Genomic DNA, 25,739 nt, shown 5'->3' with positions numbered 1-25,739 from the left:
TCCTTCTGCCTATATCACAAAGATTGATTTACCTGTTCTCCGTTGGATTTCGTTTGCTCCGGATGCAACTGCCCGGGCCAACTCTGTAGCCCCAACCTGTAAAGTGACATTCCCGCCAGATGTTTTGACCGTCTGGATCAACTCGCGGAGCACGGAAACAACTTCTCGGTTATCCCCTCCGTTATTCATCATCCCTTCCAACTTGGAAAGTGGAGCAATCACTTCCGGATTGGACGCAGCTCCTTTGTTATCACCGACCACCGCCAGTGTAGGCCCGTAGGCCAAGCCACCTTTAGCCAAGTGCGAAATGTTTTTAATGGACATCCCAAACGTTCCGCCACCCAAGAAATCAGGCATGTCAAAGCTAACTTTATTGATGCCATCGATCACACGGTTAATCGCATCAATGATTAGATTGAGGGGGAGTTTGACCAGACCATACAACGAATCAAATACGCCTTTAAAAACACTCTTAACTCCTTCCCAGGCTTTACCCCAGTCTCCGGTAAATACGCCTGTCACGAAGGTAAGTAGCCCTTTGAGAGATGTCTTCAGTCCGTCAATAAGAGTGCCCACGCTCCGGAATACCGTGTCAAACAATTGAGCAAACGCACCACCCATGTACTCGGCTACGGGCTTAAGGACATTCTTCCAAAGGAATGTAATGACCGTTATCAGAGATTCAAAAACCACCTTAACCGTGCCTGCCAGGAAGGAGACGAATGGCGTAAATACCTTTTGCCAAAGAAACGTTAGCACGGCTGATACAGCTTCCACTGCTGGACCGAACAATTCAGACAGCGCCTTTGCGAGTGGCACGATGACATTCTTCCATAATGATGTGGCGACATCGGCAACAAATTTAAAAGCAATAGCCAAAACATCACCTAGTATTTTAGCTAGCGGCACTATAACCTCTTTCCAAATCCAAAGCAGGAAATTACCGAAGGGCTTTAAAACATCATTCCATAAAAATAATGCCGCCTTTTGAACAGCGCCCCAGGCTTTAGGCATGACATCCATCAGCCATGCTCCGAAAGGCTTCAGCACGTTATCCCATAGCCACATCGCGACATCGGCAACAACCTTCCAAGCCTTCGGGAGCACATCTGCAAGCCATTTTCCAAACGGAACGAGCACATTATCCCAAAGGACTTTCGCAGCTTGAGCTACGGCATCCCAGGCTTTCGGGAGTTCCCCCATAAGCCATTGTCCGAACGGAACCATAACATTTTGCCAAAGATCAACCGCAATATCTTTAATTTTTTGAAAGATGTCCTGCACAGTGTTACGAAATTGCTCATTGGTCCGGTAAAAATAAACGAACGCTCCAACCAAGGCGGCAACCGTAGCGATTAAGAGCACAATCGGCCAGGATATCCCGGCAATCACAGCCCCTATAACCTTTCCTGCTGTCTGTATGGCCTTAACCATACTTCCCCACTTGGTAGCCAACCAAAAACCCGCAAAAGCCGTAGCAAGGCCAGCAAGAGCAGCAATTATGATATCCTTGTTGTCGGTTACAGCCTTCTTCATCGCCGCAAAAGCCTTCTTGACTTTCTCAGCCATGGCCTTTGCCTTATCAGATACATCAATCATGCTGGCACCCATAGTGCCCAACGCTCCAACGCCAGCACCGGTATCCACATTCATGTCACCGATCCCTGCGGCACCGGCATCTGCTCCGCTGTCCGCTGCAGATGATTTATCACCGACAAGGTTGAGTTGATCAAATCCAGCGACTGACTTTTGAGCCTTTTTCCCAGCCTTTTTTGCCTCATCGCCTGCTGCCTTAGCTTGGTCCGCAGCATCGCCGTAAGCACTGCCAAGACCACTCACGGCGTTTGCTTGAGCTGCAGTTGCCTTGACCTGGCTGCTGCCACCAAACAAAGCCGTAGTAAATTGAGCAACAAAGTTTATGGCCGTAGCTAAGGCGGATGCCAAACGGGTCAATGCTGGCAGGATGAAATTATATATTGGCAGAAAGGCTTGCCCAAGCGCCAGCCGAGTGTTTTTGAGTTGGGCAACGAATACCGCTTGCCGGTAGGCAGTGTTATCAGCCACCGTTGTCCCGTATTTATTTGTCGCCTGCTCCAGAATTGCCATGAGCCGAATGGTTTGTTGCGTCTGAAAATCAATTTGATTCCAGCTACGCCCATTAGCAAATTGTTGAAAGGATTTGGAGGATTCCAGCAAGGCGACATTCACGTTGATGCCCAAATCTTCAATCGACTCTGTATTTCCCAAGAGACCGGAACGAATGCGTTCCATAGTGTCTTCCATGGTGCGGCCCGTTGCGGCAGCCACTGTCGCAGACGCTTGCAATAACGCTTGCGTGCGCTGTGTAGTCTCCCTTGTAGTTGCTGAAAATCCGCTGATTAGATTGGAATATACCGCAGCGTATTTAGTTATCTCCAGCGTGGACATGCCCAAGGTTTTTTCATTCTCCTTAGCCCACTTCTGGAAAGCACCAGCATTGCTGCCCAGCGTGCGGTTAATCTGCATGATTGCCGCTTCAAACTGCATGGCATCTTTTACCGCACCACCTATCGCAAATCCAGCACCGATTCCAGCCAACAATGTCCCAATTCCTTTTACGGTCTTGGCAACGCTGCTTTTAAAGCCATTTAAGTCCCTCTGTGCCTGCCGAGTAGCGTTTCGCAGCGCGGAAAAATCCGCCCCAGCCCGGATCAGTAGGTTTTTAACAACTGCCATTCATTCACCCGCTTGTTCCGCCGAAAGCAGCGTTCAGATTTTTAACCATCTCAAGCATCTTTTCCGGGGTTTGTGCCGGGGACTGCTTGGTCTTCTTCAGCACATCCTTTAATGACGGAATGCGCTTGCTCCTATGCCAGTAAGCATTAAGGTAAGCATTAATCAACCGTTCTTCGCTATCTGCAGCTGTCCGTTTGTTATAAGCAGCAATGTACAAATTAAGTTCATGGGGAGTCATCTCGTCATATTCTGGAATACGAATGCCGATATCAATGGCTGCTTTTAAGGATTCTTGCCAGTCCCATTTGCCGACAGTTCCGCCGGCGCCTCCGGGTTTCCCTCCGGTACCGTAAAGCCGCCAAATGCAATGTTCAGCGCTTCAGTCAGTTTTTCTGTGATATGGACATAGTTTGGAGCGAGGTCCAGCAAGTCTTCCATCTGGCTCAGTTCCAACGTTTCTCCGTTCTTTTTAGCATCTGACAGTAGGCCGTAGTAGATATACTTTTCAAGTTCTTCCAGATCAATATTATCAATATCGATGTTCTCGATGGTTGAACCTGAATCAGCAAGCATTTTCTTTATGGCCTTGTGCCCGTATCTCAACTCGCGCGGACGGTCCAATTGAATCATCACCACATCGTTTTTATCTTCAGCACTCACTAATAATTCCCCCTCACGCAAATAGGCCGTATCCTCCGGACCGGCCCATGCGAATTTTGTCTATTAAGTTGTTACGACCAAGTTCGGTTTACCAGATACCTTAATGGTAGATTCAAAACTAACCAATTCCTCCAACTCGGCTCCGGTACTAAACCCCGTGACAACACCGCTGAATTCCCAGCTGGCTCCAAGTTCTGCCGGGAACACGATTTTAAAGGCCCTTGTATCTCCTGCTTCGAATGCAGTGTCCATTGCAACTTGTCCTTCGTTGTCCGGCTCCAAGTATCCAGACAAGGAAACCTCGCCGCCATCTTTAAAACCACCCGTGAACGTCCGATATCCTCCATCACTATCAAGGGTAGTGGTGTCCAAGGTATCCGCCGTTTTTTCAATACCTCCAATGGAAGTCAGCCCGCCTACTGGTACTGTACCTATCAGGAGTTTCGTGCCTACTGCGCGTTCTGCCAAATGGATCTCCTCCTTCAAAAATAAACTACAACATCAATCACGCTGCGGAATGCTTTGACAGCATCCTCAAATAATTCCGCAGGCGGTTCGTAGGTCAATTCACGAATAAAAGGGCCATCTGCACCGATGACCCTGCGTTCAAAGCTTATGATTTTATCAATTGCTAATTCTGTATATTGCTTCATGTCGGAATACCTAGTCGCCACAATGTTCAGTTCAAATGGTACCCTCCGGCTATCCTTGTATCCATCCAAGTCTTTATCTTTGAGTCCAGCGCTGGAGAGATAAACAATATAAGGGATAATCTTTTCTGAAGCTTGACCGGGATAAACCTTACCAGTTAAGCCGGGTATCGCAGATAGTTCTTTCACCAAAGCCTGCTCAAAATCCAAAATGTTCACCTCGCATTAAGCGCCTTTACTACTTCCGTTCCTGCAACATCAAGTATCTTCCGCTCAATCGCCCTCTCGTTGTCCGTTATTGCTCGTTTCAGAAAGCGATAACCAGGGATATAATGCCCAGTCTCTGTCATCCAGCCGTATTCCTGTGAAGCCGGGTAATATGAGCGATTTCCATCTGCGGACATTTTAACGAAAAGGTCATTTTTAGCCGGGTCGATCATGATATCGTAGACCTTCTTCCCGACCTTCACCCGTCGTTCCGCTTTCAAAACGATTGCGCCTTTGAGGTTACCCGTGTCTTCAGGGGCGTTTTGTTTGGCTGCTTTATGCGCAATTTTCGCGCCTGCTTTGGCTGATTTGGTTGCTACAGTCTGAGGTACTTTACCGAGACGCCTAAAGGATCTCTCAAGCTCTCGCATTCCAATAATTTCAGTTCTTCGCGCCATTATTGTCGCTCCTTGCACATCAATTGCAGTTCGCGCCGGTTGTACTCTGGATGAATAGTGTATAAGATTTCAAATTCTTGATTCTTATATTTGACGACCATCGTTCGATCAATGCCGGGCCGATAACGAATAGGTATTCGTGTGGTTACGTCCGCATCAACTTGCGCCGCTGCAATGCGTTCTCGCCCGCTTAACGGATGAATGCCAGCCCAAACCTTGCAGACCTCCGGCCAGTCGTCCAACGGCTGCCCCCAGGAATCGGCTTCATCTTCTCCCGGTGGACGGAGGATGGAGACACGCTTATTCAGTTTGCCTGCTTCCACTAATACCACGTCCTATCCATATCTAGCAGAGCATCGACAGCAAAGGGCGGCTTTTCCCGCTTCTTTTCCGTACTCGCTTCACGGTTCTCGTACCAGTGCCCGACAAGGAGCAGAATTGCGTGTTTGGTTTTCTTGGGCACATCTGCAGTCGGCAGGCCACAAGTAAATTCGATCTGTACCGGAAATCTATTGTCCGGGAGAAGTGAAGGGTACTTATATGCGCTGCTAAGAACCAGCGAAGCCTTATAATTATCCGAGTACAGATAGTAATCAGTTCCCGGTATCTCAATAGCCTGACCGTCCTTATCTGTCACAACCACAGATAGAATCTCCTGGCAGGGTGGAGGCAACTGAAACGTCCGGTCGGCTGCTGCCTTCAGTTCAAAATCACGAACGGCCAGTTTCTTCCACTGCCGACCTTCAGCATATTCCCGCGCTACCGATATCAGAGATGCAATCAGATCGTCCTCGTCTGTTTCATCTGGCTCAAGCCTGAGGTGCCTCTTTGCCTCCGCCAGCGTCACTGGCTCCTCCGTCGGCTCTGTTATCTGCCTTAGCATCCGTATCACCTGCTTTCAGCTTTCCCTCCGCTTCTTCAGCATCCTCCTTACCTTTAACCCTTTCGCCGTTTGAGAGTTCATACACTCCGCCGCCTACATGCTTTGGCCATTTGTCTTGGGCTGACGCGGACTTGTCTTCTTTGCCGATCACTCCAGCAGCCCGAAGCACTTCCTTCCGTTCGGCATCGGCCTCGAAGGTGCTCCCAGATTTGATAAGGTCTCCAGTCTCGGCATCATAAAAATCTGATGTCACCAAAAATGATTTTGTCATCGCGCGTCCTCCTTCAGGGGCCATTACAGCCCCCTTTTATTGGTTAGGCTTGAGGAACGTCCAAGATTACATAAGGGCTGACCTGAGTCACGCCGTCCTCAAGTGTCAGAGGCTCAATGACCCACGGCTTGCCATCGACGTTCCAGAAAGCTTTGATTACCGTTTTGTTCGATCGGAACAGCACATGTTCGGAGGCATCAACATAAGGGCCGGAACCGTCCTTGATGAGGTAATACATAAGGTCAACCAACTGCAGGTCGCCTTTCGTGCCGAGTGGCTTTGTGCGTCCGGTAAATTGGATCGGGATGCCAGCTAATGTTGAAGGAATCCCACGGGTTGCATCGCCCTGGATAAAAATGTACCTACCTGCAGGGTCCTGCATGGTCATCAACTGCGGCAATGTGGATTGATGAGCAACCCAAAGCGCATCGCCTACCGACTCCGGCAGCAATTTGGCGAGCATATTCACCACATCAACGTATTTAATCTGATTGGCAGTTCCGCGATTAACAGTCAAAGCTCCTGCGGCGTTGAGCACGCCCAAAGGCTTGCCTGTACCGTTGCCTGTCAAAAATGCAATGTCCTCCGCCGCAATCATTGCACGCTCAAGCAGTGTACGGATAAAGGCATCAGCAGCCTTCCAGTTGCGGAGCAGTTTGTCTGTGACAACGGTTGTTGCAGCTACTTCGTGCGGCTGCAGCGTAACTTCTTCCATATCCGCATCTGTTTCAGGTTTATTGCCGCCTTCTTCGATCCACGTTACCTCCACCCCACCAAACACACCGTTGGAACCTTGCGAAAGTGCTGGGATGGTGATTTTGGAATCAGGAGGTTCGCCCGCAGGCAGCACTGTGGCACGCGGACGGACAATTGCGGTCGGCGCTGCCAATTGCAGTACGGTATCTGGCCGAAATTGAGTCGGGAGGAATCCACCCGCGCCGCCGTCTCCGCCAATAGTCCATTCGTTGCGGAAAGAGAACATCTGATCACGGAAAGCTTCCGGTACTTGTCGTCCGCCGCCTTGACCTTCGTTTCGTTTGAGTTCTTGCAAACGGCCTTTCGGATCACCAAAACGCAGTGCATCGAACATTTCACCCAGGTTAGCAAAGCCACCGTCATCTTTCTTTTGAGGTTGAACGGGGTTTCCGCCCAATGCGGATGCCGAAGGTCGATAAGGCTTGGTAACGTCGGCAAGTTGTTGCTCGCGTGCAGATACCGCGCCCTCACGGGTAATTTGCTTGTCCAGAGCAACGATACGAGTCTCGAAGTTGTTAAATTCCGTCTCTTCCTCGGGCGTGAAGTCTCGCTTCTCCGACTTCGCCTTATCCAGCAATGCCCGCTGCTGAGTGATCTGTTCAGCACGATCCTGAAGCATCTCTTGCATGGTTGGAGCGCCTGTACCAGCACCGGCAAAGTGTTGCAGGTCCAATTTCATTCTTCCTGATTTCATAGTCATATAGTTAAAGCCTCCTATTTTCGTTGTGTTGGATCATTCGTTCATAGAGCGCCATAGGCGCCCGTTTTGCTGACACATCCGGTTCCGAATCTTCCTCGTCATCGTTCCCCGGTGGGGCTCCGGTTGCGGGGCCGATCTCAGATTCCACATACCAGTGATGGATGCCCATGTCCTCCATGCCATCAAAAACGATGCCGTAGGAGTATGTCAGGACGACTTCCCGGACAGTACCGGTGCTGTGTCCCTCCATGTGCGGCGCTGTGATAACCTGCACCCGGGCATCCATCGGATAAGCAGGTGCTGATCCGCCTTCTTCCGCTTCCTCTGATATAGCAGCCGTAAATTTCGGCACGTTCTGGTACCGGCTAAAGTCCATCTGCTGCCCATTGATGGATAAGGCTCCATTGCGAACAGCCGCAGCAATTTGTTTTGTCTGCTCAATCTCATCAGCAAACCCCAGCTCTACAGCCCGCTCGGCGGACAGCCAGGTCTCCGCATCAAGCAACGCAATCAGTTCATCCCGGTCAATGCCGGATTTGTCCTGATAGGCAGCAATGAGGGTATCCTGAGCGGCGTCAAGGTCCTCGGCCAGCTTGCGAAAGTCCTTTGCATTGCCCATAGCGATTGTCCACGGACTGTGTATCATCATCATGGAGTTGCGCGGCATATACACCGTGTCTCCGGCCATGGCGATGACAGAGGCGATACTGGCAGCAATGCCGTCGATATAGACATTGACGTGAGCCTTGTGACGCTTCAGCATGCTGTGTATGGCCTGCCCGGCGAACACATCCCCGCCATCGCTGTTGATGTAGACATTGAGCACAGAGATATCTCCAAGGGCGTCCATTTCATCTTTGAAGGTGACAGGCGTAATCTCATCGCCCCACCAGGTTTCCGACTCAATGATGCCGTAAAGCAGCAAATCCCCTTGCCCCTGTCCGGCAGAACGAAAAGACCAAAACTTTTTCCGCTCCTTGGCGGTAGGTTTGGCCTCAGCTCTTACATATTTGGTTATCGTCATTTTGTTGTATCACCCCCTTCCGGTGAAGTCTTGCCGGTATCCCCAAGTGGTACAGCTGCGGAATTCACGACATAAATCTGCCCGGTGCCGTCATCAATCGGATTGCGATCCTCCAGCTCACGCCATTCGTCCGCATTAAGCGCACCGTTCTGACGTTGCACGGCAAGCCCCTCCTGACGGCTCTTGTAGTCGCCTCTCAGCAGCCCATCAACGTTGAACTTCACGTAGTACCCAGCCGCCCTTTCCGCAGGCGTGAACAGCTTCCAGTTAGCCGTCTGCTCAAACCGAGTAAGGTATGGCATTAGCGTATGCATGACAAATTCAATGCCCTGATGTTCAATGTTGTTGTTGGTGCTGCGTTCCAGGTTGGCGATCATGTGCGGTGGAACGCGGAATAGACCGCATATCTCATCACGGTTAAGTTTCCGAGTCTCAATGAACTGAGCATCAACAAAAGGCATTGGGATGCGAGAGAACTTCATACCTTCTTCCAGAATAAGAGGCTTCCATGAGTTCCCCATGCCTACGCCCTTGTCGCTAATCCATTCCTGCAACCTGTTATATGCGATTTCGCTTAATCCTTGCGGATGCTCAAGCACACCACCCACATTCATCCCATTTTTATAAAAATGAGAGGTGAATTCAGACGCGGCCATCCCCATGCCTACCGCTTCCGCAGCCATTCGGATAGGTGAATACCCTGTTATTCCATCAAATCCAAAGCCAGGAACATGAAATATCCGATCAGCTGGATAAATTCCATCACCAGCGACTTGATACTCAATAGCTTTGGTGATCAGATTTCGCTGCGGGTAGCACTCATTCCAAGCAATAGGGTATACATCAGCAATTTGTCCGCGTCTATTAACCGTAAGGGCGGAATAACAGTTTCCGCTCGTTGCTAACTGCCCCACCTGCGCCTCTCTCCAAGTCTGAGAGGTCATATCACTATTCGGTCGGTCATGGAGCAGTTCAAACACAGGATGCGTGTCCATCTTGTCCTTACCGCCGCCCGGGCGCTTCTTGTAGGTGAATAAGGGCAGCGAACCAACGCCCTCAGCGAGGACTCTGACGCAAGCAAACACGGTAATGAACTTCATCGCTTGCGCTTCAGATACACTCTCGCCCGGCGAGGCTCGGCCACCGTACAGCCGCTTGCGAATGTCGTTTGTAAAATCCTCCATGGAGTACTCTTTTTGAGCAAGGATGCTTGTAAAGATGCCCATCAGCTACCCCTCCCTTGCTTTTTGGCGGGCTGCCCTATCCATATCAGCAGCGCACCGCCGATGATGAGCGCCGCCGGCGGAAAGACCATCCAAATGCCTGCACAACACGACAAAAAGCCCGCGATCAGGCAAGCCTCCCGGACGGTATCTTCTCGGATTTTCGGTTTCTTCACAGTGAGCGCGGCCCCCTCTTCTCATATACTGATGTCTTGTCTTCGTGAACGATGCACCGGGCCAGCGCATTGATTGTCGCCGCCACGCCGTCAATACGCCCACTCGATTTCTTCTTGGATGGAGCCACATTCTCGTTCTCATCCATCCGGACGACTGTATTGTCTACCATCCAGCGCATGACTGGGTTGCCGCCGTGGATCAGCCGCTTGGATACGGCCAGCTTTTCGAATTCCTGAGTGGCTTCAGACAGGTTTTTCAGCGTTTGGCTCATCTCCACCATGGTAAAACCATCGTCGGCTAGTTCAAGGGCTGTCTGTGTGGCTCTCCATGGGTCGAATGCGATTTCCTCGATCTCGTATATTTTGCCGAGGTCATTGATCGTTTTACGGATAAAGCGATAATCTATCGCATTGCCTGGTGTCGTATAGACCAGATCATCCTCAACCCAACTGGTATAGAGCACCTTATCCTTCCCTTCCTTCTCCTGAACCGCGTCCTCCGGTATCCAGAAGAACACCAGCACGATGTATTCACCGTCACTGTGATCCGGCGGGAAGACCAGGGCAAAGGCTGTTATGTCCAACTTGGTTGATAAGTCCAGTCCGCCGTAACATTTCCGGCCCTTCAACTGCTCCAGCTCAATCTTGCCTGCGGATGCATCCCACTTACTCATAGGTATCCATTTGATTGCGGCATTCGTCCATTTGTTCAAATCCTTGATCAAGAAGTTGACATAGGCCGTTGCCATATGCTTCGCCTTATTGGCTTGCTTGACCATGTAATCAAGCTCTTTGGAAATACCGAGGTTAGGATTGGCCTTCATCCATGTCGCCGGGTCAAAAACATCGTCATCATCATCAATGGTTGCGATATAAGCGAAGAAAGTCTCGTCCGGCTCTGTGCTTTTCAAGACCTTTAAGGCATATTCGCGCAACTGGTAACACGGTCCGTTCTGATTAACGCCAGCCGTGGTAATTACATAAATCAATGGCTGCTCCCGGGCAGACGTACCGGACTCAATAACATCGTACATGGCTGACGTTTTGTGAGCGTGATACTCATCAATCAGCCCACCGTGAACGTTCAACCCGTCCTGAGAGTCTGAATCGGCTCCCAGAGGCTCAAATTTCGATCCGGTATCGATCACATGCAGATTGTTCTTGTACACCCGGAATTTCTGCATCAGATCCGGTGAGGTTTTGACCATTCGGGCAGCTTCATCAAATGTAATCTTGGCTTGGTCCCGCTTGGTCGCCGCTGCGTACACTTCAGCACCATATTCTTCATCTGCTACCGTTAGATATAGCCCTACGCCAGATACTTTTGTTGATTTCCCGTTTTTCCGGGGAATCTCTTCATACACAGTTCTAAATCGGCGCAGCTGCGTCTTCTTATGGAGCCATCCGAAGATTGATCCGATAATAAACTGCTGCCACAACTGCAGTTCGAAGGATTGCCGCGCCCATTTTCCTTTCGAATGCCGCAGGTATCCAAAGAATTCAAGAGCATGATTCGCTGCCAGATCATCGAAATAGTATTCGAATGTGCTAACATTCAGCTCGGAATTTCTGAGGTTGTCCAGATGCCGTTGACACGCCAGCCGGACCGGTTCACCCGCCGGGATGTCACCAGAAAGAACCCGCTCCGCGTACTCACGTACCGGGCAGGTTGCGTCTTCGTTGTCCATTTAAGAATCCATCAAAGCTGTTTTTATCCTCTTTCGGCGGTCCGGCTCCGCCCGGCAGGATGTCCGGTGCTTCCATCCGTGCCCTCGCTGAAGGCGAAAGGCCAAACTCAGCACAAAATGCCTTGATGACCATCGACTCCTTCTGTATCACCGCAATCTCTGGCCGGGCTACGAAATTTGTAGCTCCCGCTTTGTTGGTATACTCGTGGAACATGGTTTTTGCCTTCTTAAGTGACTTATGCGCTGCAACCATCCGGCCATATGAAAGGCAATACGCCTCAAAGGTGCCAAGGTCAACTTTTGTCAGCAGGCCGATCCTGTACAACTCCGGCGCAAGCCTCCGCCACTCTTTTTTTGCTGTCACATCCATATAATTCGGCGGCTCCGGTATCGACGGCGGCGCATTTGGCTTCGGTTCATTTTCCGGGGCCCGGTCTTTCCGGTATGTGCCTTGCAGCAATTTTAACTCTGATGGCTTCGTTTTCGGCCCCCTCTGGCCCATGATAACCCCCCCTTATGAAAACTCGACTTCGTATTTTGGAAGAGGGCACACGGTCTCCAATTGAAAGAATCCAAAGGATTTAGACCCCCCTGCCTCCTTGGGGTAAGTAGCCCCATTTTGACCCCCGTTTTGATGATACCCCCATGTAGGAGCATTTATCTCCCTGCGTAGTGCGCTCTCTCCGCCCCTTCGGGGCTTGTGCTCTCCTATAGGATTATTTACTCTCTCTATAGGGAGTAATGGCTATATGAGGCACTGAGTGGGTCTATGGCGGTGCTGTGGTTTGGTGAAGCTTATGCTTGTTGTTAGTTACCATAGCCTCCGTCCTCCTTTGCTGTCTTGATACCGTGGCATGATGCGCACAGTGGTTGCCAGTTGGCTTCATTCCAGAACAACTCCATGTCTCCCTTGTGAGGGATAATATGGTCAACTACTGTTGCTGCTGTTACCTCGCCCTGCTGCTCACAGTGAACACATTCAGGGTTGTGTCGCAGGAACCTTATGCGGGCTGCCTGCCACTTACGGTTGTATCCTCTCTGGTGGGCGCTGCCGCGCTGCTGCTCCTTGACCTTGGTATGTTTGGTGCAGTAGGTGCCGGACTCTATTAGTTCAGGGCAGCGTGGGTAGGAGCAGGGACGTTTAATCTTGGCTGGCACTTTTCAGCCCGAGCTCATCTTGGATGCTGTTGCAGACGATGGCTACTCTGCCTGTAACATCAATTCCTGTTGGCCCGCCACACCGTGATGAGATGCTTGCTATTCCGATGAGTCTGTCCAGGTATGCCAGTTTATTCTCTACGCCGCCCTGTCCCTCAAGTCCAGCCAATTCATCAGACAGACGTTCAACGTCCTTTAGCGCTTCCTGTACTGATGATGTATCAACATCTATCTTGATCTGCAGACTGCCGGGAGAAGTTTCTGCTTTTTTATCCTGCGGTTCACATTCTGTTATGGTCCATTCTGGGTAGCTCATTGGCATGAGTCTTCTCAATGGAGGCCCTTCCCCAACATAGCATTCCTCTTCAACGACAACCCGTTTTGTTACGTTGTATTCTTTGCCAAGTACATCAAGAGCTTTCATGGCCTCGTATAGCGATTCTGTTGTATGGCATGTCTGTTCGAACACAGATTTTTCATTGCAAGGAGCAAAAACCCCATTCTCTTCACATCCAAGGGGATCAAGCTTTCCACCGCAGTTACATGTAACTCCATCTTCAGCGTTTCGTCTATAGTTGACCCACCTACAGTTGAGACAAACGTATTTCATCATCCGCAATTAACTACACCTCTTTCATCCGTGATTCCCATGCACCTTACTTCGCCGTCACCTCTGCAGCTTTTGGGGTTTAAATTATGGGTTTGTTACGTCTTTACGATATAACCCCCGTATTTTCGGAGACTCACACTGTTGTGGTCTTCGCATTTGCGTCATATTGTGCTTGGGTGGCAAACTTTTGGTATCCATGCGGATCGTAATTCCTTGTGAATGTTCCTCCAGAACTGGTTGTTTCTTTTATCCGCATGTATGTCGCCAGTTCCTCTGGTGTGCCTTCGAGTGTTCCATCTTTATGGATTTTCATGTGTCTGCTCCTTTCTGGGCATAGAAAAAGCCACCCAAGTTAATGGATGGCTTTATGTGCTGCATATGATGTTAACTTAATGCATCGGCTCCACTTGTCAATTCAGGCAAGCAGTGGTTGCTCCAATGTGTGGCCTCCTTTGAATTTAGTTGAAGCGAGCAGCGAGAATCGAACTCGCACTATCGGCTTGGAAGGCCGATGCGCTACCTTTACACCATGCCCGCAGATTTGATCCTGCTGCGTTCTCTGGGCCTGTGCTTAACGCCGCACGTTTGGTAATCGGCCGGAGCTTTCGCAGGATCGTGGATGTGAGCAAGGATTTGCACCTTGCATATCTGCATGGGAGTTGAACCCATATTTTCGTACCCGTAATGCGAACCCTCGCGCAGACTCGTCTATTGTCGCTGTCACGGAATTGAACCGTGCACCTACTGGAGTCTGTGATATAACCATATCCAGCAACGACTAGCGTCTACCTATTCCGCCACCACATCATAATTGGCCGGTTCCACCTTCCGACCCCGGATTACATCTCCCGACCTTTTAAGGCTCCGGCCCGACGACACATACACCGAGGGGAGGAATCGAACCTCCAGTCGCGGGTTTGGAATCCGCAGGTTTACCATTAACCGACCTCGATAGATTGCCCCTGCCAGACCGCACGAACGCGCGTCGTACTGCCTGGACTCATAGGGCGAGTATTAACCCCTCATTTTCAGAGACGCGCTGAACGCGCCCCAGGAGGCTTTGACAAGCTGTGTCTGTTTGCTGACTGACACTGGAACGTAAAAAGAACAGCCTGCCCGCCTGTGTTGCCCTTGCGGCTCTGTGACCGTCAAACAGGCATTGGTTAGTGTCGGGTGCTGTTCTCTTTGTTTTCCATGCTATAAATATATCACGTAAAATAGGAAATGGATCACAAGGTTATCGCATTTTTCGATCATTAATTTCATATTTTATTTCCAAAGTTTTGTTATTGGATATTATATAACTCAGTTAAAATAATTAATATGTTGACTATTATCACCTTTATATTTATTATTGTAGTCATTAGGACGGTGATATTATTGATAGTGAATAAATTGAGCGAACTCATGGGAAAGAAAAGGTTGAAAATATCAGATGTGGTTGTTAAATCGGGATTAGCCCGGAATACAGTTGTGGAGTTGTACCACGGACGAGCTAAAGGTGTAAATTTTGAAACACTTGATAAGCTCTGCGTGGCACTTGGATGCGAAAGTTTAAGTGAGATTGTTGAGTTTAAGCAAGAGGTAGAGGTGAAATCATGACATCATTCAAAGATGATTCCCTCAAAAAGAACAAATGGTACTTTATTATTGAGGTGGGCTCTGGAAAGGATAGAAAGCGGATTAAGCGTAGGGGGTTCAAGCGCAAACAGGATGCGGACGAAGCTGAACGAGAACTTAAGAATCAATTAAGTGGCGGGCTTGATCTGAAAGGATCTAAAACATTGTATAAGGTTTTCATGGCCGATCACCTGAGAGATAAGAAGCTTTCTGTCCGTGAAAGCACTTTAAAGACTTACTCTGCTTTAGTAAATAACCATATCCTCCCTGCTCTTGGTGAATTAGAATTAGGTGAAATCAAGCCCAGACACATTCAAAATTTGTACAATGACCTTTCTGAGTCTGGTAAATTATCTGATGAAAACATACAAAAAGTGCACTCTATTATTAACGAATCGCTCAATAAAGCTGCTGGTTATGACATGTTAATTAAGAACCCAGCAAATGCGGTCAAACGACCAAAAGCTGATAAAAAAGAGATGCTCTATTGGACCGAAGAAGAATCACATAGATTTTTAAACTCTGCTCTACAGGAAAATGCACGATACTATTGCGCTTTTCTGCTGGCATTAACTACTGGAATGCGGCAAGGAGAGATTTTAGGACTGCGATGGAAGGATATAGACTTGGATCACCGAACAATCTCAGTGTCACAAACTCTTAGTCATGATGGGAAGAACTTTCAGGCTGAAACTAAAACAACTGCAGGTAGACGGTCTATTGGTATTGACGTATTTACTGTCACCGCTCTCCGTACACTGCGCCATAGAACCAGGGAAGAGAAGATGAGCAATAAAAATATATACGAGGACAATGACTTGGTTGTCTGCACTAATATTGGTACCCGTGTCACTCCGAGAAATCTAAACCGTTCATTCTGTATTTTCCTTGAAAAATCTAAGGTGAAGAGAATTCGATTTCATGATCTTAGGCATACCCATGTAGTTATGCTGCTTAAAGCCCGGGAGAATAATAAACGGATTGCCGAACGTATGGGGTGGGCAAGCGTGAAAATGATTGACCGTTATGCTCACATCATGCCTAATATGCAACAAGACACTGCCGATCTTTTTGGAGGCGTGTTTTTCAAAACTGGTGCCATAATTGGTGCCGCAAAAGAGGTAAACTGAGGATTTTAGGGGATAATTAAAACAGTCTATAAACGCATTTAAACCGCATAACCGCAAGGATCAGGAAGTGTCGGGAAGGTATAGGAAGTTAGTGCCGATATCTTGACAGGGTAGGGGTCATGGGTTCGAACCCCATCCGTCCTATACTGCATCACTTCTGAAAACCCTTATATAATAAGGGTTTTTCTTTTTATTTAGGGGTAAAACGGAGTGTGGCGGAGGAGTAGAACAGGCTTTGGATGGCTCTTTAAGCATGGTCGCAGTGCAGAAAATCACCAGTCATAACCACCACCGGCTTAGCCTGGGGCTTTTATCAGCCCTATAAGGGCATGGTACTAGTGCGGCGTCCCATAAGTTCCTCTCCCATGTTAACAAGGAATTTACGGGGAGAGAACTTACGAGAGGTTGCCCCAGGCCCGGAAACAACGGCAGAAATACCGTTGTTGGAGCCCGGCTGGCCTGATTGCTCCGGAATAACGGCAGAATTGCCGTTGTTGAAGCCCGGCTGGCCTGAGCGCTCCGGAATAACGGCAGAAATACCGTTGTTGAAGCCCGGCTGGCCTGAGCGCTCCGAAATAACGGCAGAAATACCGTTGTTGGAGCCCGGCTGGCCTGAGCGCCCCGAAACAACGGCAGAAATACCGTTGTTGAAGCCCGGCTGGCCTGAGCGCTCCGAAATAACGGCAGAAATACCGTTGTTGGAGCCCGGCTGGCCTGATTGCCCCGAAATAACGGCAGAATTGCCGTTGTTGAAGCCCGGCTGGCCTGAGCGCTCCGAAATAACGGCAGAATTGCCGTTGTTGAAGCCCGGCTGGCCTGATTGCTCCGAAATAACGGCAGAATTGCCGTTGTTGAAGCCCGGCTGGCCTGATTGCTCCGGAATAACGGCAGAATTGCCGTTGTTGAAGCCCGGCTGGCCTGATTGCTCCGAAACAACGGCAGAATTGCCGTTGTTGAAGCCCGGCTGGCCTGATTGCTCCGAAACAACGGCAGAATTGCCGTTGTTGAAGCGGAGCAACTGGCTAATAGCTGAAGCGCTCAAGTTCCAACATCGTTACGGGCGGGCAGGCGAAAGATTCTTTCGTTATCTGATCCAAAACATGTTGGCCCGCCATTAGGTAAGCTTGGCTCATTACATTCGTCGAATACTCTATATCTGCGATGCTCTTCTCAACCATTGTCTGCATATACGGCAGGAGGATATAATTTCGGAGCATGGTCAGCTCATCCATTGTCATGTTACTCATACCACAGGTCTCACAAGACGCCAAGACAAGATACTGGAAGCTAAAAATACCCGGGGTACGCCGGTTATCAGGCAGGTCGCCCGGATACGTCCGTCACGGATGCCGAGGATATCAATCTTGCGTTGTGTGATCTTGCCCGCCTTATCCAGGTATATAATTTCTACGGTTTGCCCAATTCGCATTTTCATGATGTCGCCTCCTGAATAGGAGCGTTCGTTTGTATCACGACCAAACGCGTGTTCGTTAATCAAACGCGAGTATATTCCTCAGATGGTATATTTATGTATATTAATTGAACTCGATCTAATTATTCTAAATTTAAGAAATTATGTTTAGACATATACCAATATCACGCCTATCATTACATAATTAAATTAAAAAAGGTGAAATATCCCAGTGACTAGAAAGTTCCAAGTATTAGTTTCATCCTTGGCTGTTGTTTTAATCATTGCAGTCATCTCATCGTTCATGCCAGCTTCATCATCTTATGCGTATCCTGGTGGTTATGCTAATGGAAAAACAGAAATCTTAGAAAACACTTGGAATAGTGGAGAAATAGATTCTACTACATTAATAACAGATAATGATGAAACAACCTTCTATTTATTGCCTCCGGGCAAAGTACTAACAATTGATTTAGGAGAAATCTTTGAACTCAATACCGTAAGGCTTAAGGCAGAGATTACTAATCTGAGATTGAATGTATATAATGCAGACAAGGGATCGAGTGGCGGAGGAAACATGACTACATATACAGAAGCTCCTGACGGAACCTCAAGAACCTTTGTAGCTTATAATGTACGCTATATTTCTTTGTTAAAAAAATCAAGCGTAGCCACAAAAATTTATGAATTGGATGTTATAAATACTGAAAACCCTGTCCCCACTGCTACAGCAAGCCCAACGGTAGAACCTAGTGCAACTCCCGATCCAACTGCAGAACCAACTGTAGAGCCTACTGCCGAACCAACAACAGAACCAAGTTCAACACCTGAACCAACCATAGAACCAACACCAACGGCAGCTCCTTCACCGACTCCTGAACAGCCGACTGTTGACCGTGCGATCCTGGTCGTAACAATGACCACCGGCCTAGAGAAAGAATTTGATCTCTCAATGGATGAGGTTAATTCGTTTCTTAACTGGTACGACAACGCATCAGGAGCTTCTCGCTATGGAATTGACAAACATGATAACAACAAAGGACCGTTCACAAACCGAAAAGATTATGTGATCTTCGATAGGATTTTAACCTTCAGCGTAGATGAATATTAACTGTAACATTTTAATTTACACTTTTTAGAGCAAAGCTAATAGTATTGTACCCTGCCTATATTGGCGGGGTATTTCCTTAAAGGAGTGGTTAAGATGAACGTTAAGCCTTCAACATGAAAAAGTAGGAAGAGACCCGGCGCCAGGAGACAACCATAGAATGCATTCATGTTGTAATGCAATAAGAGCATTAATGAAAAGTGGGGACGAACAAATGGGAAGCCCGAAAAAAGGAAATGGAGCAAGTCTGAAGATTCATCATTATATCTAGAGGTGATTGTCTGAGCTCCACATACAAAGTCTGGAGAGCGATATAGACTTCCTGGTCGCCGCCCTGTCATAGGCGAAAGGTGTCTATGTGGTTCCACCAGGAAGACGATCCAGCAGATGGATTGATGGATTATGTTGGAACGATTTGAATTTAGAGCATACATAAAATAACCCGCCGCGCTTGTAGAGAGTGTTTTGTTATATAAGCCCCCCCCCCCCCAGTTTGACTCGGGTTTTCTTATACAATAAAAATCCGCCAGGGGGCGCTGGCGGATCAAATAAATCATGGGGGCTGAATACGGTTTTAAAGATTAGACAAGAAATGCTTTAGAGATAATGACCAACAGAATGAACAAAACTAAAATTCCGGCAGTAGATGTGAGGCCGACACCGTATCCGCCAAATCCGCCAATATTTTCACTCATTGCAGTTTCCTCCTTTAAATTAGAGTACAGCTTAGAATATGCGATAAACCACGCCGTGCCTGGGTATATTGGAAATAGAATTAATTGGACCCAGCATATGCTTTGTTGCGCAAATCTGCACAGTATCGTACTGTTGTTTTAAAGGAGTGGTTAGTGTTGCGTATAGCTTTTTGGATTGTTTTTGTCTTTGTCGCTGTTTTGATTGTTGGTGTAGCGGCTGCTCTGATTGGACGCAAGAAACGAAAGTAGCGGTGCAGGTACTGGCGGTCCGCTGGGGCTGATTGGGAGATGCCTGCAGCAAGAGAGGATGCTGCAAGCAGGGCAGCAGTATTCAACAGCAGACTGAACAACAATAAGCCGCGCCGCCCCCTTCAGGTTGGCGCGGCTTATTAATAGCTTTTCTTAGCCAATGGAAACACCGGAATACGTTACGGGTCCGGTAACACTAGCTGTGTTCAGCAGGATATTCAGACTGTTATTGGCTACGCCCAATGTATAAGCGTGATACCCCGCCGGAACATTCAAGTCCATGAATGAAATCGCAATCGGCTGGATTGCCAAAACTGAAAGTCCGCTTGCGCCTATATTAAAGATAGGTTGTCCATCCCGATACAAGGTAAATATGACGCTTGGGACACCTAAAGTCGTCTGGAATCCAATGGTGGCATTCAGCAGAACATCTCCATTCAATACCGTTGCCAAACCAAATTCGGCCAGTATTAAATTTTGGGCAGGCGAGAGAATCGGAATTGACAGGGTTTGGCTTCCTGTTGACGCTGTACTTGCTCCCACATCTATGACTTGTGCCATGATCACTCCACCTCCTCTCCTATGGTCTACTCATAGAGTATGTAAAGAGAGAGAAAAGGATTGGATATATCACAACTGCAATTAACCCATTATTTACCATATTTGATCTATGACCCGGGAAGATCCAAATATTTATTAATGGGCATTCGCCGTGAACAATATAGGTTAAAGGCCATAGACTGTTGACGGGAGATATATTTTATCCGAGGAGGGTTTTCATGGAAGCCAATAATTATCAACAGGTCGCCTGGAGTTGCATGAATAAGTACGTGGGTGTAACTACAACCGACGGTCAATCCCATGATGGGTTCATCGCTCATGTGGACCAGGATTTTGTTACACTTGCCTTGCCTACGAACGAAATGATTCAAGGTATGCCGGCGCAAAACTCTGTTTACAGACAATTTGGGTACTATCCGGGTTTCTACCCGAGACGCCGTTTTTATCCAAGAAGAATACCTTTGGGTGCCATTACGGCTTTGTACTTGCTTCCATTTTTCCTGTAACAAGCAACAGCTGCGCCATCCTTATAGAAACCGTATGCTTCCGAAGCGGCGATGCTATGTATCGCTTTCAGGTATCCGTTACGGTGAGAAATAGAAGGATCATTTATAGCGTCCAGCCTATAAATGATATGTTGAACAGAGGGAGGGTACTCCCCTCCCTGCCCCTGACATTGACAGAAGGTCACATAGCACGGATCTTTCAGGGACAAGCCGGATGTCTGGGCAGGCATTTCAAGCGAAACCGATTTTCTTTTACTGTAATATTTTACAACTATTCATCTCCTCTGCTGAAATGTTATGTTGTCTGTATATTCCATTGAGGTGATATCAGATGTCGAATGATTTCCACAGCATATTAAGAGACCGTTTTCACATACATAAATCCTGTGAGGCACTTCCAATAAATCACATTAAGTTAGCCGTTAGACCCGGCGAAAAAAGGACCCCTGTTAACAAATTGTTAAAAAAGCTTAACCTGGCAGGCTATAAACGGATCGGAGACATACTGGATGCTGCGGATGCTGAACTTCTCAGTGTAGACGGGCTTCCGCGCAGAGAATATGATATACTGCTTGAGTTTCTGCAGCGAATTTCAGACGATCCCGGTCTAATTATCAATCTGGAGGTATTGGAATTAATGGAGGCAGGGAGTAATTCGAAGGCGGAACGGGAACGGAAGATTGAAGTGATCAAGCAGCGCCTCCGCGAGATGGGGATGATTGAATAACAGATATATTCAAGCTTTGAACTTCCGGACCCCCCGGTTAATGAAATAGTCTTCACGGCAAAAACAATTGAATTCGTACAAACATGCCCCTGCTTCAGCACAAGCCATTCTCTCTCCCCTCTCATAAAATGCAGTATGCAAGCTGCAGGCATTGGATAAGCGCTGCACAAATGGAAACGGCTTCGCCGTCCTTATAAGGACGGTATCCGTTTCAGCGAGAAAGATAAGGCTAATGTATAGCGTGAAACATATAATTCCTTTCAAAAAAATCCGCCAGCCCGGGGCTGGCGGGGTCCTAAGAGTACAATTGCAGTTTTGCTGCTTACAGCAAAATGGTTTTAGAAATGATCACCAGCAAAATGAAGAGAACCAAAATAGCACCGGTAGAAGTAAATGCGCCATAGCCGCCGTATCCGCCAACATTTTCACCCATAAGTTAATTCCTCCTTAAAATAGAGTACAGCTTAAGATATGCGAATGGCCTCCAATCGCCTGGGCATATAGGCAAAGAAATTCCCTTCAACAAGCAGAACCGGCTACGCCGTCCTTATAAGGGACGGGGTGTTTCAGCGAGAAATATAAGGATCATTTAATGGGCCAAGCATATAAATTCTTATATTTGCACAAATAACCCGCCAGGCCTGGCGGGTTATTTGTGCTTACACACACTATAGAGCCAACCGCTCATCATTGTCTGATATCCGCCCGCTGTGTGAGCATGAAGCGCTGGACGGCAAGCTCTCTTTGAACAGCCTTCAGAACATCCTCAAGCGAGCTTTCCCAAACATAGGTTTCCTGCTTTAAATAGCTCAGAACTGTTTTGATGCTGTGATCGAAGCTGTTGATGCAGAAGGGACTGCTCTTATCCTCGGAGTCCATGCGCATTCTGGTCACAAGAATCATGTAATCCTCGATCAGAGCATTCCGGTAAATAATACAAAGATGTAACTTTAATGACTGTTAATTCATGCTAATGTAGTTTAATTAATAGTACAAGGTATTTTAGAGATAGAAGCAAGGGAAGTGAAAGAGATGAAAAAAACGGACATTCAGCTTGCACTCGTAAGCAGTATGTGTCAGCGTGTTCTTCTTGTTAGCGGAGAAACCTATACTGGAAAATGTGAAATCAATCCTGCTTCCGACGTTTTGGAGATATCAACGGATGAAGGGCGGCTAGCCCTCCCTTTTTGGACCATAAAACGTTTCGTCAGTCCTTAAATTATACGGGGTGGAAAGCATGGGCAAATCCAAACGTTCAGATAAAGCCATCGTCTCTTTTTTACTCGGGCTTGCATCTATGCTGATTATCGCATTCTTTGTGATCCGATATATTATTCAGAACGTCTCATTTGCTCCTTAAGCTCCTGCTTGTGTGAATACCAAGCACACAGCAAGCTGGTTAACCTTTACGCCAGCACACGCAGCACGTCCTCAATCTTCCGCTGATGGGAGAGCACGCCGTAGTTCATCCAGGCCAGGAAATCCACCTCGTATACGCATCCGCTGCGTACAGCGGGCAATCTGCTCCATAGCTCTGTATCCAGCAGCTCTCTTCCCTCGCCCTCCTGCCGGTCAAAGGTAATGAACAAATGATCCGCAGTCAGCTGTGACAGCTCTTCATGGGTCAGGCCCACACGCTTCTGCCCCCGGGTGAGCCTCTGAACAAGCGGATGAGGCCGCAGTCCGAGATCACGATGCAGTACGCCGGCCGTATACCCCAGTTCCCCAGATCCATACAGCGTAATTCCGCAGGAGGAAATCCGGAGGCACGCTACACTTCTGTCCCTCATGCAGCGGTCAAGCTTCTGCCTGGCCCGCTTGGCCTGCTGCTCGTAATTGCCGATGACCTCCCGCACACGATCTGTTCTGCCGAAGACGACCGCGGCGGAGCGCAGGGTTGCCCGCCAGTCTTCCTGATGAAAGGGAAGCCGGAGCAGCGGGGCAATCTCGCGGCATTCATCCAGATGCCAGCGCTGAAAACCGTCATCCAGCATAATCAGCTCGGGCATGTAGCGGAAAAGCTCCTGCCAGTTTCCGGTTGAAATATCGAACGCAGGCACCTGAGGCAGCCCCAGGTACTCCTGCTTCCCCCACTGGGCATGGGAAAACTGAGCCACTGGAACAATGCCCAGCGCCAGCAGATAATCCTCCAAAAAAGGAGCGAATACACGCACTCCCTCCTGATGAAGGCTCCGGTATTGGCCCGGTGTAACACCCACCAGGCTTTTAAAGCGCCGGTTGAAATAGTATTCATTGCTGTAGCCGACAGCTTGTGCGATATCATGCAGACGGTCCCTGGTGAGAAGCAGCTGCTGCTGCGCCCGCTCTATCCGCATGCGGTTTAAATGCTCCACGGGAATTTGCCCGGTCATTTCTTTAAACATCCGGGTATACCGGGTACGGCCAACACCTGCGATCTCCGCCAGACGGCCGACAGAGATATCTTCATTATAATGCTCCTGCATATAACGGATGGAACGCTGCACCGCCTCATGCTCATCCCTTGTCTTCAGCTCCGGAGCATTCGCACGCATAATCAGCAGCAGCAGCTCCTGAAAACGGATAAGACCCGCAAACTCCCCTATCTCTTCCGGGCTTCTTCGGCTATGGCAGATCGCTTCCAGCAGCAATGCGCACTGTGAGTATGGCTTGCAGCTGAGCGGCCCCGGCTGGAGCGATCCGTTCTTAGGCAGCCTTTCAGCTCCCCATTGTCCACTGCTCCCGCTGCCGATGATTTCAAAGGTGATCCGGTGGTAGCCCATCGCCTTCTCCCCTGCCTGGAGCCGGTGAACCTCCCCGGCTTCAAACAGAAACCCCGTGCCCTTCTCCAAAGGAAAACGGCTGTTGCCTGCCTCGACCCAGCCCTCTCCCTCTGAAATAATGATCAGCGTATAGTCCGGAAACACGGCAACTGGCCTGTTTTCATTAAAGGAATGGGTAACTGCTTCTATACCGATCAGGCTGTACAACAGCTTTTTTCCATTCTGGCCATCCAGGTCCTGCATCGTCGCGCCCCCTAATTGAGAATCATTTTCACTATCTTAGTGTAGAACAAAAAAGAAGGCCCATCAACTATGCTGACAGACCTTCTTTATGCAACTGGGAGTGCCTCACTTCCGGTTTATTTCACCATAGCCTCCAGCAGATCGTCTAGCTTCATGGAGTTGGCCGTAATCGCGCCGGACTGCCAGTGTGAACGCTCCATTCGATAAATATTTCCGTTCTTCACGGCAGGAAGGTTCTTCCACAGCGGCCCATCAAGGATTTGAATGGCCTCTTGATTCTCCGCTGTATCCCAGCCCCCATTGTCGGGAAAGACGATGATATGGTCCGCTTCGAGCTGGGGAATCAGCTCTTCGGAAATAATCGTCTGATACTCTGTCATTTCCGCAGCCATCGGGACCGGAGTAAGCCCGAATTGATCATAAATCACACCGGTATAGCGGTTTTTGATACCGAATAATGCAAAGGTTTTGTCTGCGACATTCAGCCGGATGACGGCTACCTTTTCTTGTCCCGCCGCCTGCTGCAGCTTGGCTTTGCCATCCGCCACCTTCTGGTCATATTCCTCAAGCACAGCTTCCGCCTTCTCCGGAACACCCAGTGCGTCTGCAATGGCCGTAAGCACCTGTCTGGAGTCCTGCAGCACCCGCTCCGGCAGCCGGTAGGTTGGAGCGACCTTGGAATACTGTTCAAATTTCGCCGCATCCGCACCGCCGTCGACGATGATCAGATCCGGCTCCTTTTCCAGCAAGGCCTCTATACTTCCGGTGATATCGAATTCAGGCACATCCAGGCCTAAGTAATCCTGCTTGCCCCAGCTCGGATGATACCATTGAACCACCGGAGTCACCCCGAGCGCCTTCAGGTAATCCTCCACATAGATTCCTGCAATCCGCTGAGGGCTCACTGGAATCTCAACATCGCCGAATTCACCGGCAACGGTTCGTGTTGCAGCTTCAGCCTGCGCACTGTCCCCTGCACCGGAGGATGCGCTGCCTGCTGTGGCTTCGGCCGCGCCATTTGCCGGTTGAACGGCGCTGCTGTCCGCAGAATTATTACTCGTTGCACATGCCGCGGGTATGGTAAATACCAGAAGCAATACAGTTGCCCAGATGAATTTCCTGCCCCATTTTACCATTCTCTCTTCACTCCTGTGCCTCATTGTGATTGATTATCATTCTCATATAATCTCAATCACAATAGTAGCATGTCTCCCTCTGCATGCAATGCACTTTCTCTGCAAAAATCTTATACAAACTAAATTCTTATATTTTCACAAGCGGAAACGGCTGCGCTGCCCTCAACAGGAGCATATGCTTCCGAAGCAGCGTGGACTGCATATCGCTTTCAGGTAAAACATATAAATCTGAATTTTGAAAGCGTGTCTTCCTTCTCCCGGCCGCTGAGACCCGGCTGGAAGCACAAGTTATGATGAACGAAAGGCAGCCCCTGTTCGCACATCGTAGGTTAAAATGGAAGTGAAAACCACCATTTCAGAGCTACATGCGAAAGGAGCTGTTACTATGAAGAATACCATAAAATACGTCGGT

At 48.7% G+C, this 25,739-nt stretch carries 32 protein-coding genes and 2 tRNA genes; 6 read left to right on the top strand and 28 right to left on the bottom strand.

All coding sequences use genetic code 11. From position 1 onward, the window contains the following. Positions 1 to 9: 9 nt before the first annotated feature. From HYD27_RS19475 to HYD27_RS32730, 15 genes are all read right to left on the bottom strand, one after another. On the bottom strand, positions 10 to 2,715 hold the full coding sequence (locus HYD27_RS19475) for a phage tail protein (RefSeq protein ID WP_219217922.1): 2,706 nt from the start codon (positions 2,713 to 2,715) through the stop codon (positions 10 to 12). Positions 2,716 to 2,997: 282 nt separating this feature from the next. After that, positions 2,998 to 3,375 (bottom strand): hypothetical protein, encoded by a 378-nt coding sequence (locus HYD27_RS19470; protein WP_309242096.1) that lies wholly within the window; start codon positions 3,373 to 3,375, stop codon positions 2,998 to 3,000. Positions 3,376 to 3,438: 63 nt separating this feature from the next. After that, positions 3,439 to 3,843 (bottom strand): phage tail tube protein, encoded by a 405-nt coding sequence (locus HYD27_RS19465; RefSeq protein ID WP_219217920.1) that lies wholly within the window; start codon positions 3,841 to 3,843, stop codon positions 3,439 to 3,441. 14 nt (positions 3,844 to 3,857) lie between these two features. Then, on the bottom strand, positions 3,858 to 4,244 hold the full coding sequence (locus tag HYD27_RS19460; protein ID WP_309242095.1) for a DUF3168 domain-containing protein: 387 nt from the start codon (positions 4,242 to 4,244) through the stop codon (positions 3,858 to 3,860). Beyond that, on the bottom strand, positions 4,241 to 4,690 hold the full coding sequence (locus tag HYD27_RS19455) for an HK97 gp10 family phage protein (RefSeq protein ID WP_219217916.1): 450 nt from the start codon (positions 4,688 to 4,690) through the stop codon (positions 4,241 to 4,243). Before HYD27_RS19455 ends, HYD27_RS19460 begins: the two co-directional genes overlap by 4 nt. After that, positions 4,690 to 5,013 (bottom strand): phage head closure protein, encoded by a 324-nt coding sequence (locus HYD27_RS19450; RefSeq protein ID WP_309242094.1) that lies wholly within the window; start codon positions 5,011 to 5,013, stop codon positions 4,690 to 4,692. The genes HYD27_RS19455 and HYD27_RS19450 overlap by 1 nt, the downstream gene beginning before the upstream one ends. After that, the gene (locus HYD27_RS19445; protein WP_219217912.1) at positions 5,013 to 5,537 is read right to left on the bottom strand and encodes a head-tail connector protein; all 525 of its coding nucleotides are present in this window, start codon (positions 5,535 to 5,537) and stop codon (positions 5,013 to 5,015) included. Before HYD27_RS19445 ends, HYD27_RS19450 begins: the two co-directional genes overlap by 1 nt. Then, entirely contained in the window at positions 5,500 to 5,844 is a 345-nt protein-coding gene (locus HYD27_RS19440) for a hypothetical protein (protein ID WP_219217910.1), read from the bottom strand. The genes HYD27_RS19445 and HYD27_RS19440 overlap by 38 nt, the downstream gene beginning before the upstream one ends. Positions 5,845 to 5,887: 43 nt before the next feature. Continuing rightward, complete coding sequence (locus HYD27_RS19435) at positions 5,888 to 7,300, bottom strand: phage major capsid protein (RefSeq protein WP_219217908.1); 1,413 nt, start codon at positions 7,298 to 7,300, stop codon at positions 5,888 to 5,890. Positions 7,301 to 7,304: 4 nt separating this feature from the next. Then, a complete protein-coding gene (locus HYD27_RS19430) occupies positions 7,305 to 8,324 on the bottom strand; it encodes a head maturation protease, ClpP-related (RefSeq protein ID WP_219217906.1) in 1,020 nt (339 codons plus the stop codon). Continuing rightward, positions 8,321 to 9,550, bottom strand: coding sequence for a phage portal protein (locus tag HYD27_RS19425; RefSeq protein WP_219217903.1), 1,230 nt, complete (start codon positions 9,548 to 9,550; stop codon positions 8,321 to 8,323). Before HYD27_RS19425 ends, HYD27_RS19430 begins: the two co-directional genes overlap by 4 nt. After that, on the bottom strand, positions 9,550 to 9,723 hold the full coding sequence (locus HYD27_RS19420) for a hypothetical protein (protein ID WP_219217901.1): 174 nt from the start codon (positions 9,721 to 9,723) through the stop codon (positions 9,550 to 9,552). Before HYD27_RS19420 ends, HYD27_RS19425 begins: the two co-directional genes overlap by 1 nt. Continuing rightward, complete coding sequence (locus HYD27_RS19415; protein ID WP_219217899.1) at positions 9,720 to 11,411, bottom strand: terminase large subunit; 1,692 nt, start codon at positions 11,409 to 11,411, stop codon at positions 9,720 to 9,722. Before HYD27_RS19415 ends, HYD27_RS19420 begins: the two co-directional genes overlap by 4 nt. Beyond that, the gene (locus HYD27_RS19410) at positions 11,377 to 11,913 is read right to left on the bottom strand and encodes a phage terminase small subunit P27 family (protein ID WP_219217898.1); all 537 of its coding nucleotides are present in this window, start codon (positions 11,911 to 11,913) and stop codon (positions 11,377 to 11,379) included. The genes HYD27_RS19415 and HYD27_RS19410 overlap by 35 nt, the downstream gene beginning before the upstream one ends. A 305-nt stretch (positions 11,914 to 12,218) precedes the next feature. Further along, positions 12,219 to 12,332 (bottom strand): HNH endonuclease, encoded by a 114-nt coding sequence (locus tag HYD27_RS32730; RefSeq protein WP_309242099.1) that lies wholly within the window; start codon positions 12,330 to 12,332, stop codon positions 12,219 to 12,221. Between the two features lie 3 nt (positions 12,333 to 12,335). On the opposite strand from HYD27_RS32730, the gene HYD27_RS32725 reads away from it, so the two are divergent. Next, the gene (locus HYD27_RS32725) at positions 12,336 to 12,521 is read left to right on the top strand and encodes a hypothetical protein (protein WP_220101702.1); all 186 of its coding nucleotides are present in this window, start codon (positions 12,336 to 12,338) and stop codon (positions 12,519 to 12,521) included. A 31-nt stretch (positions 12,522 to 12,552) separates the two neighbouring features. On the opposite strand, the gene HYD27_RS19400 is transcribed toward HYD27_RS32725, so the two are convergent. From HYD27_RS19400 to HYD27_RS19385, 4 genes are all read right to left on the bottom strand, one after another. Next, complete coding sequence (locus HYD27_RS19400; RefSeq protein ID WP_219217896.1) at positions 12,553 to 13,188, bottom strand: hypothetical protein; 636 nt, start codon at positions 13,186 to 13,188, stop codon at positions 12,553 to 12,555. Positions 13,189 to 13,312: 124 nt separating this feature from the next. Continuing rightward, positions 13,313 to 13,492, bottom strand: coding sequence for a hypothetical protein (locus HYD27_RS19395; protein WP_219217894.1), 180 nt, complete (start codon positions 13,490 to 13,492; stop codon positions 13,313 to 13,315). A 153-nt stretch (positions 13,493 to 13,645) separates the two neighbouring features. Next, a tRNA-Gly gene (locus HYD27_RS19390) sits at positions 13,646 to 13,716 on the bottom strand. 345 nt (positions 13,717 to 14,061) lie between these two features. After that, positions 14,062 to 14,132 (bottom strand) — tRNA-Trp (locus HYD27_RS19385). A gap of 433 nt (positions 14,133 to 14,565) precedes the next feature. Here HYD27_RS19385 and HYD27_RS19380 point away from each other — a divergent pair. Together HYD27_RS19380 and HYD27_RS19375 are read left to right on the top strand one after the other, a co-directional pair. Beyond that, complete coding sequence (locus HYD27_RS19380; RefSeq protein ID WP_309242093.1) at positions 14,566 to 14,781, top strand: helix-turn-helix domain-containing protein; 216 nt, start codon at positions 14,566 to 14,568, stop codon at positions 14,779 to 14,781. Next, positions 14,778 to 15,929, top strand: a complete 1,152-nt coding sequence (locus HYD27_RS19375; protein WP_219217891.1) for a site-specific integrase — start codon at positions 14,778 to 14,780, stop codon at positions 15,927 to 15,929. Before HYD27_RS19380 ends, HYD27_RS19375 begins: the two co-directional genes overlap by 4 nt. 319 nt (positions 15,930 to 16,248) lie before the next feature. Here the strand turns inward: HYD27_RS19375 and HYD27_RS19370 are convergent, their stop codons facing one another. The 3 genes from HYD27_RS19370 to HYD27_RS19360 are packed head-to-tail and all read right to left on the bottom strand — an operon-like array spanning position 16,249 to position 17,364. Further along, the gene (locus HYD27_RS19370; RefSeq protein WP_219217889.1) at positions 16,249 to 16,971 is read right to left on the bottom strand and encodes a hypothetical protein; all 723 of its coding nucleotides are present in this window, start codon (positions 16,969 to 16,971) and stop codon (positions 16,249 to 16,251) included. Beyond that, positions 16,952 to 17,161, bottom strand: coding sequence for a YhjD family protein (locus HYD27_RS19365; RefSeq protein ID WP_219217887.1), 210 nt, complete (start codon positions 17,159 to 17,161; stop codon positions 16,952 to 16,954). Before HYD27_RS19365 ends, HYD27_RS19370 begins: the two co-directional genes overlap by 20 nt. Positions 17,162 to 17,172: 11 nt before the next feature. After that, on the bottom strand, positions 17,173 to 17,364 hold the full coding sequence (locus tag HYD27_RS19360; protein ID WP_220101691.1) for a hypothetical protein: 192 nt from the start codon (positions 17,362 to 17,364) through the stop codon (positions 17,173 to 17,175). A gap of 208 nt (positions 17,365 to 17,572) precedes the next feature. Here HYD27_RS19360 and HYD27_RS32100 point away from each other — a divergent pair, with 208 nt between their 5' ends. After that, entirely contained in the window at positions 17,573 to 18,451 is an 879-nt protein-coding gene (locus tag HYD27_RS32100) for a hypothetical protein (protein ID WP_309242092.1), read from the top strand. A gap of 578 nt (positions 18,452 to 19,029) precedes the next feature. On the opposite strand, the gene HYD27_RS19350 is transcribed toward HYD27_RS32100, so the two are convergent. Beyond that, a complete protein-coding gene (locus tag HYD27_RS19350; RefSeq protein ID WP_219217885.1) occupies positions 19,030 to 19,143 on the bottom strand; it encodes a YjcZ family sporulation protein in 114 nt (37 codons plus the stop codon). Between the two features lie 402 nt (positions 19,144 to 19,545). Beyond that, positions 19,546 to 19,953, bottom strand: coding sequence for a hypothetical protein (locus HYD27_RS19345; RefSeq protein ID WP_219217884.1), 408 nt, complete (start codon positions 19,951 to 19,953; stop codon positions 19,546 to 19,548). Positions 19,954 to 20,171: 218 nt separating this feature from the next. Between HYD27_RS19345 and HYD27_RS19340 the strand changes: the two genes are divergently transcribed. Then, positions 20,172 to 20,459 carry a phosphatidylinositol kinase gene (locus HYD27_RS19340; protein WP_219217881.1) on the top strand — a complete coding sequence of 96 codons (288 nt, stop codon included), beginning with the start codon at positions 20,172 to 20,174 and terminating at the stop codon, positions 20,457 to 20,459. A 457-nt stretch (positions 20,460 to 20,916) separates the two neighbouring features. Next, a complete protein-coding gene (locus tag HYD27_RS19335; RefSeq protein ID WP_219217879.1) occupies positions 20,917 to 21,186 on the top strand; it encodes a hypothetical protein in 270 nt (89 codons plus the stop codon). A 322-nt stretch (positions 21,187 to 21,508) separates the two neighbouring features. Here HYD27_RS19335 and HYD27_RS19330 read toward each other — a convergent pair whose 3' ends face one another. From HYD27_RS19330 to HYD27_RS19315, 4 genes are all read right to left on the bottom strand, one after another. After that, positions 21,509 to 21,619, bottom strand: a complete 111-nt coding sequence (locus HYD27_RS19330; protein ID WP_219217877.1) for a YjcZ family sporulation protein — start codon at positions 21,617 to 21,619, stop codon at positions 21,509 to 21,511. Between the two features lie 254 nt (positions 21,620 to 21,873). Then, positions 21,874 to 22,080, bottom strand: coding sequence for a hypothetical protein (locus tag HYD27_RS19325; protein ID WP_219217875.1), 207 nt, complete (start codon positions 22,078 to 22,080; stop codon positions 21,874 to 21,876). Positions 22,081 to 22,592: 512 nt separating this feature from the next. Beyond that, entirely contained in the window at positions 22,593 to 24,191 is a 1,599-nt protein-coding gene (locus HYD27_RS19320; protein ID WP_219217873.1) for a helix-turn-helix domain-containing protein, read from the bottom strand. Positions 24,192 to 24,307: 116 nt separating this feature from the next. After that, entirely contained in the window at positions 24,308 to 25,327 is a 1,020-nt protein-coding gene (locus tag HYD27_RS19315; RefSeq protein WP_219217872.1) for an ABC transporter substrate-binding protein, read from the bottom strand. Positions 25,328 to 25,739 lie beyond the last annotated feature (412 nt).

It is taken from the genome of Paenibacillus sp. S150, from assembly GCF_019352175.1.
Taxonomy (GTDB): Bacteria; Bacillota; Bacilli; order Paenibacillales; family Paenibacillaceae; genus Paenibacillus_AQ.
Note: the sequence above shows the minus strand (reverse complement) of the source record. Positions and strands in the feature narration are given on the sequence as shown.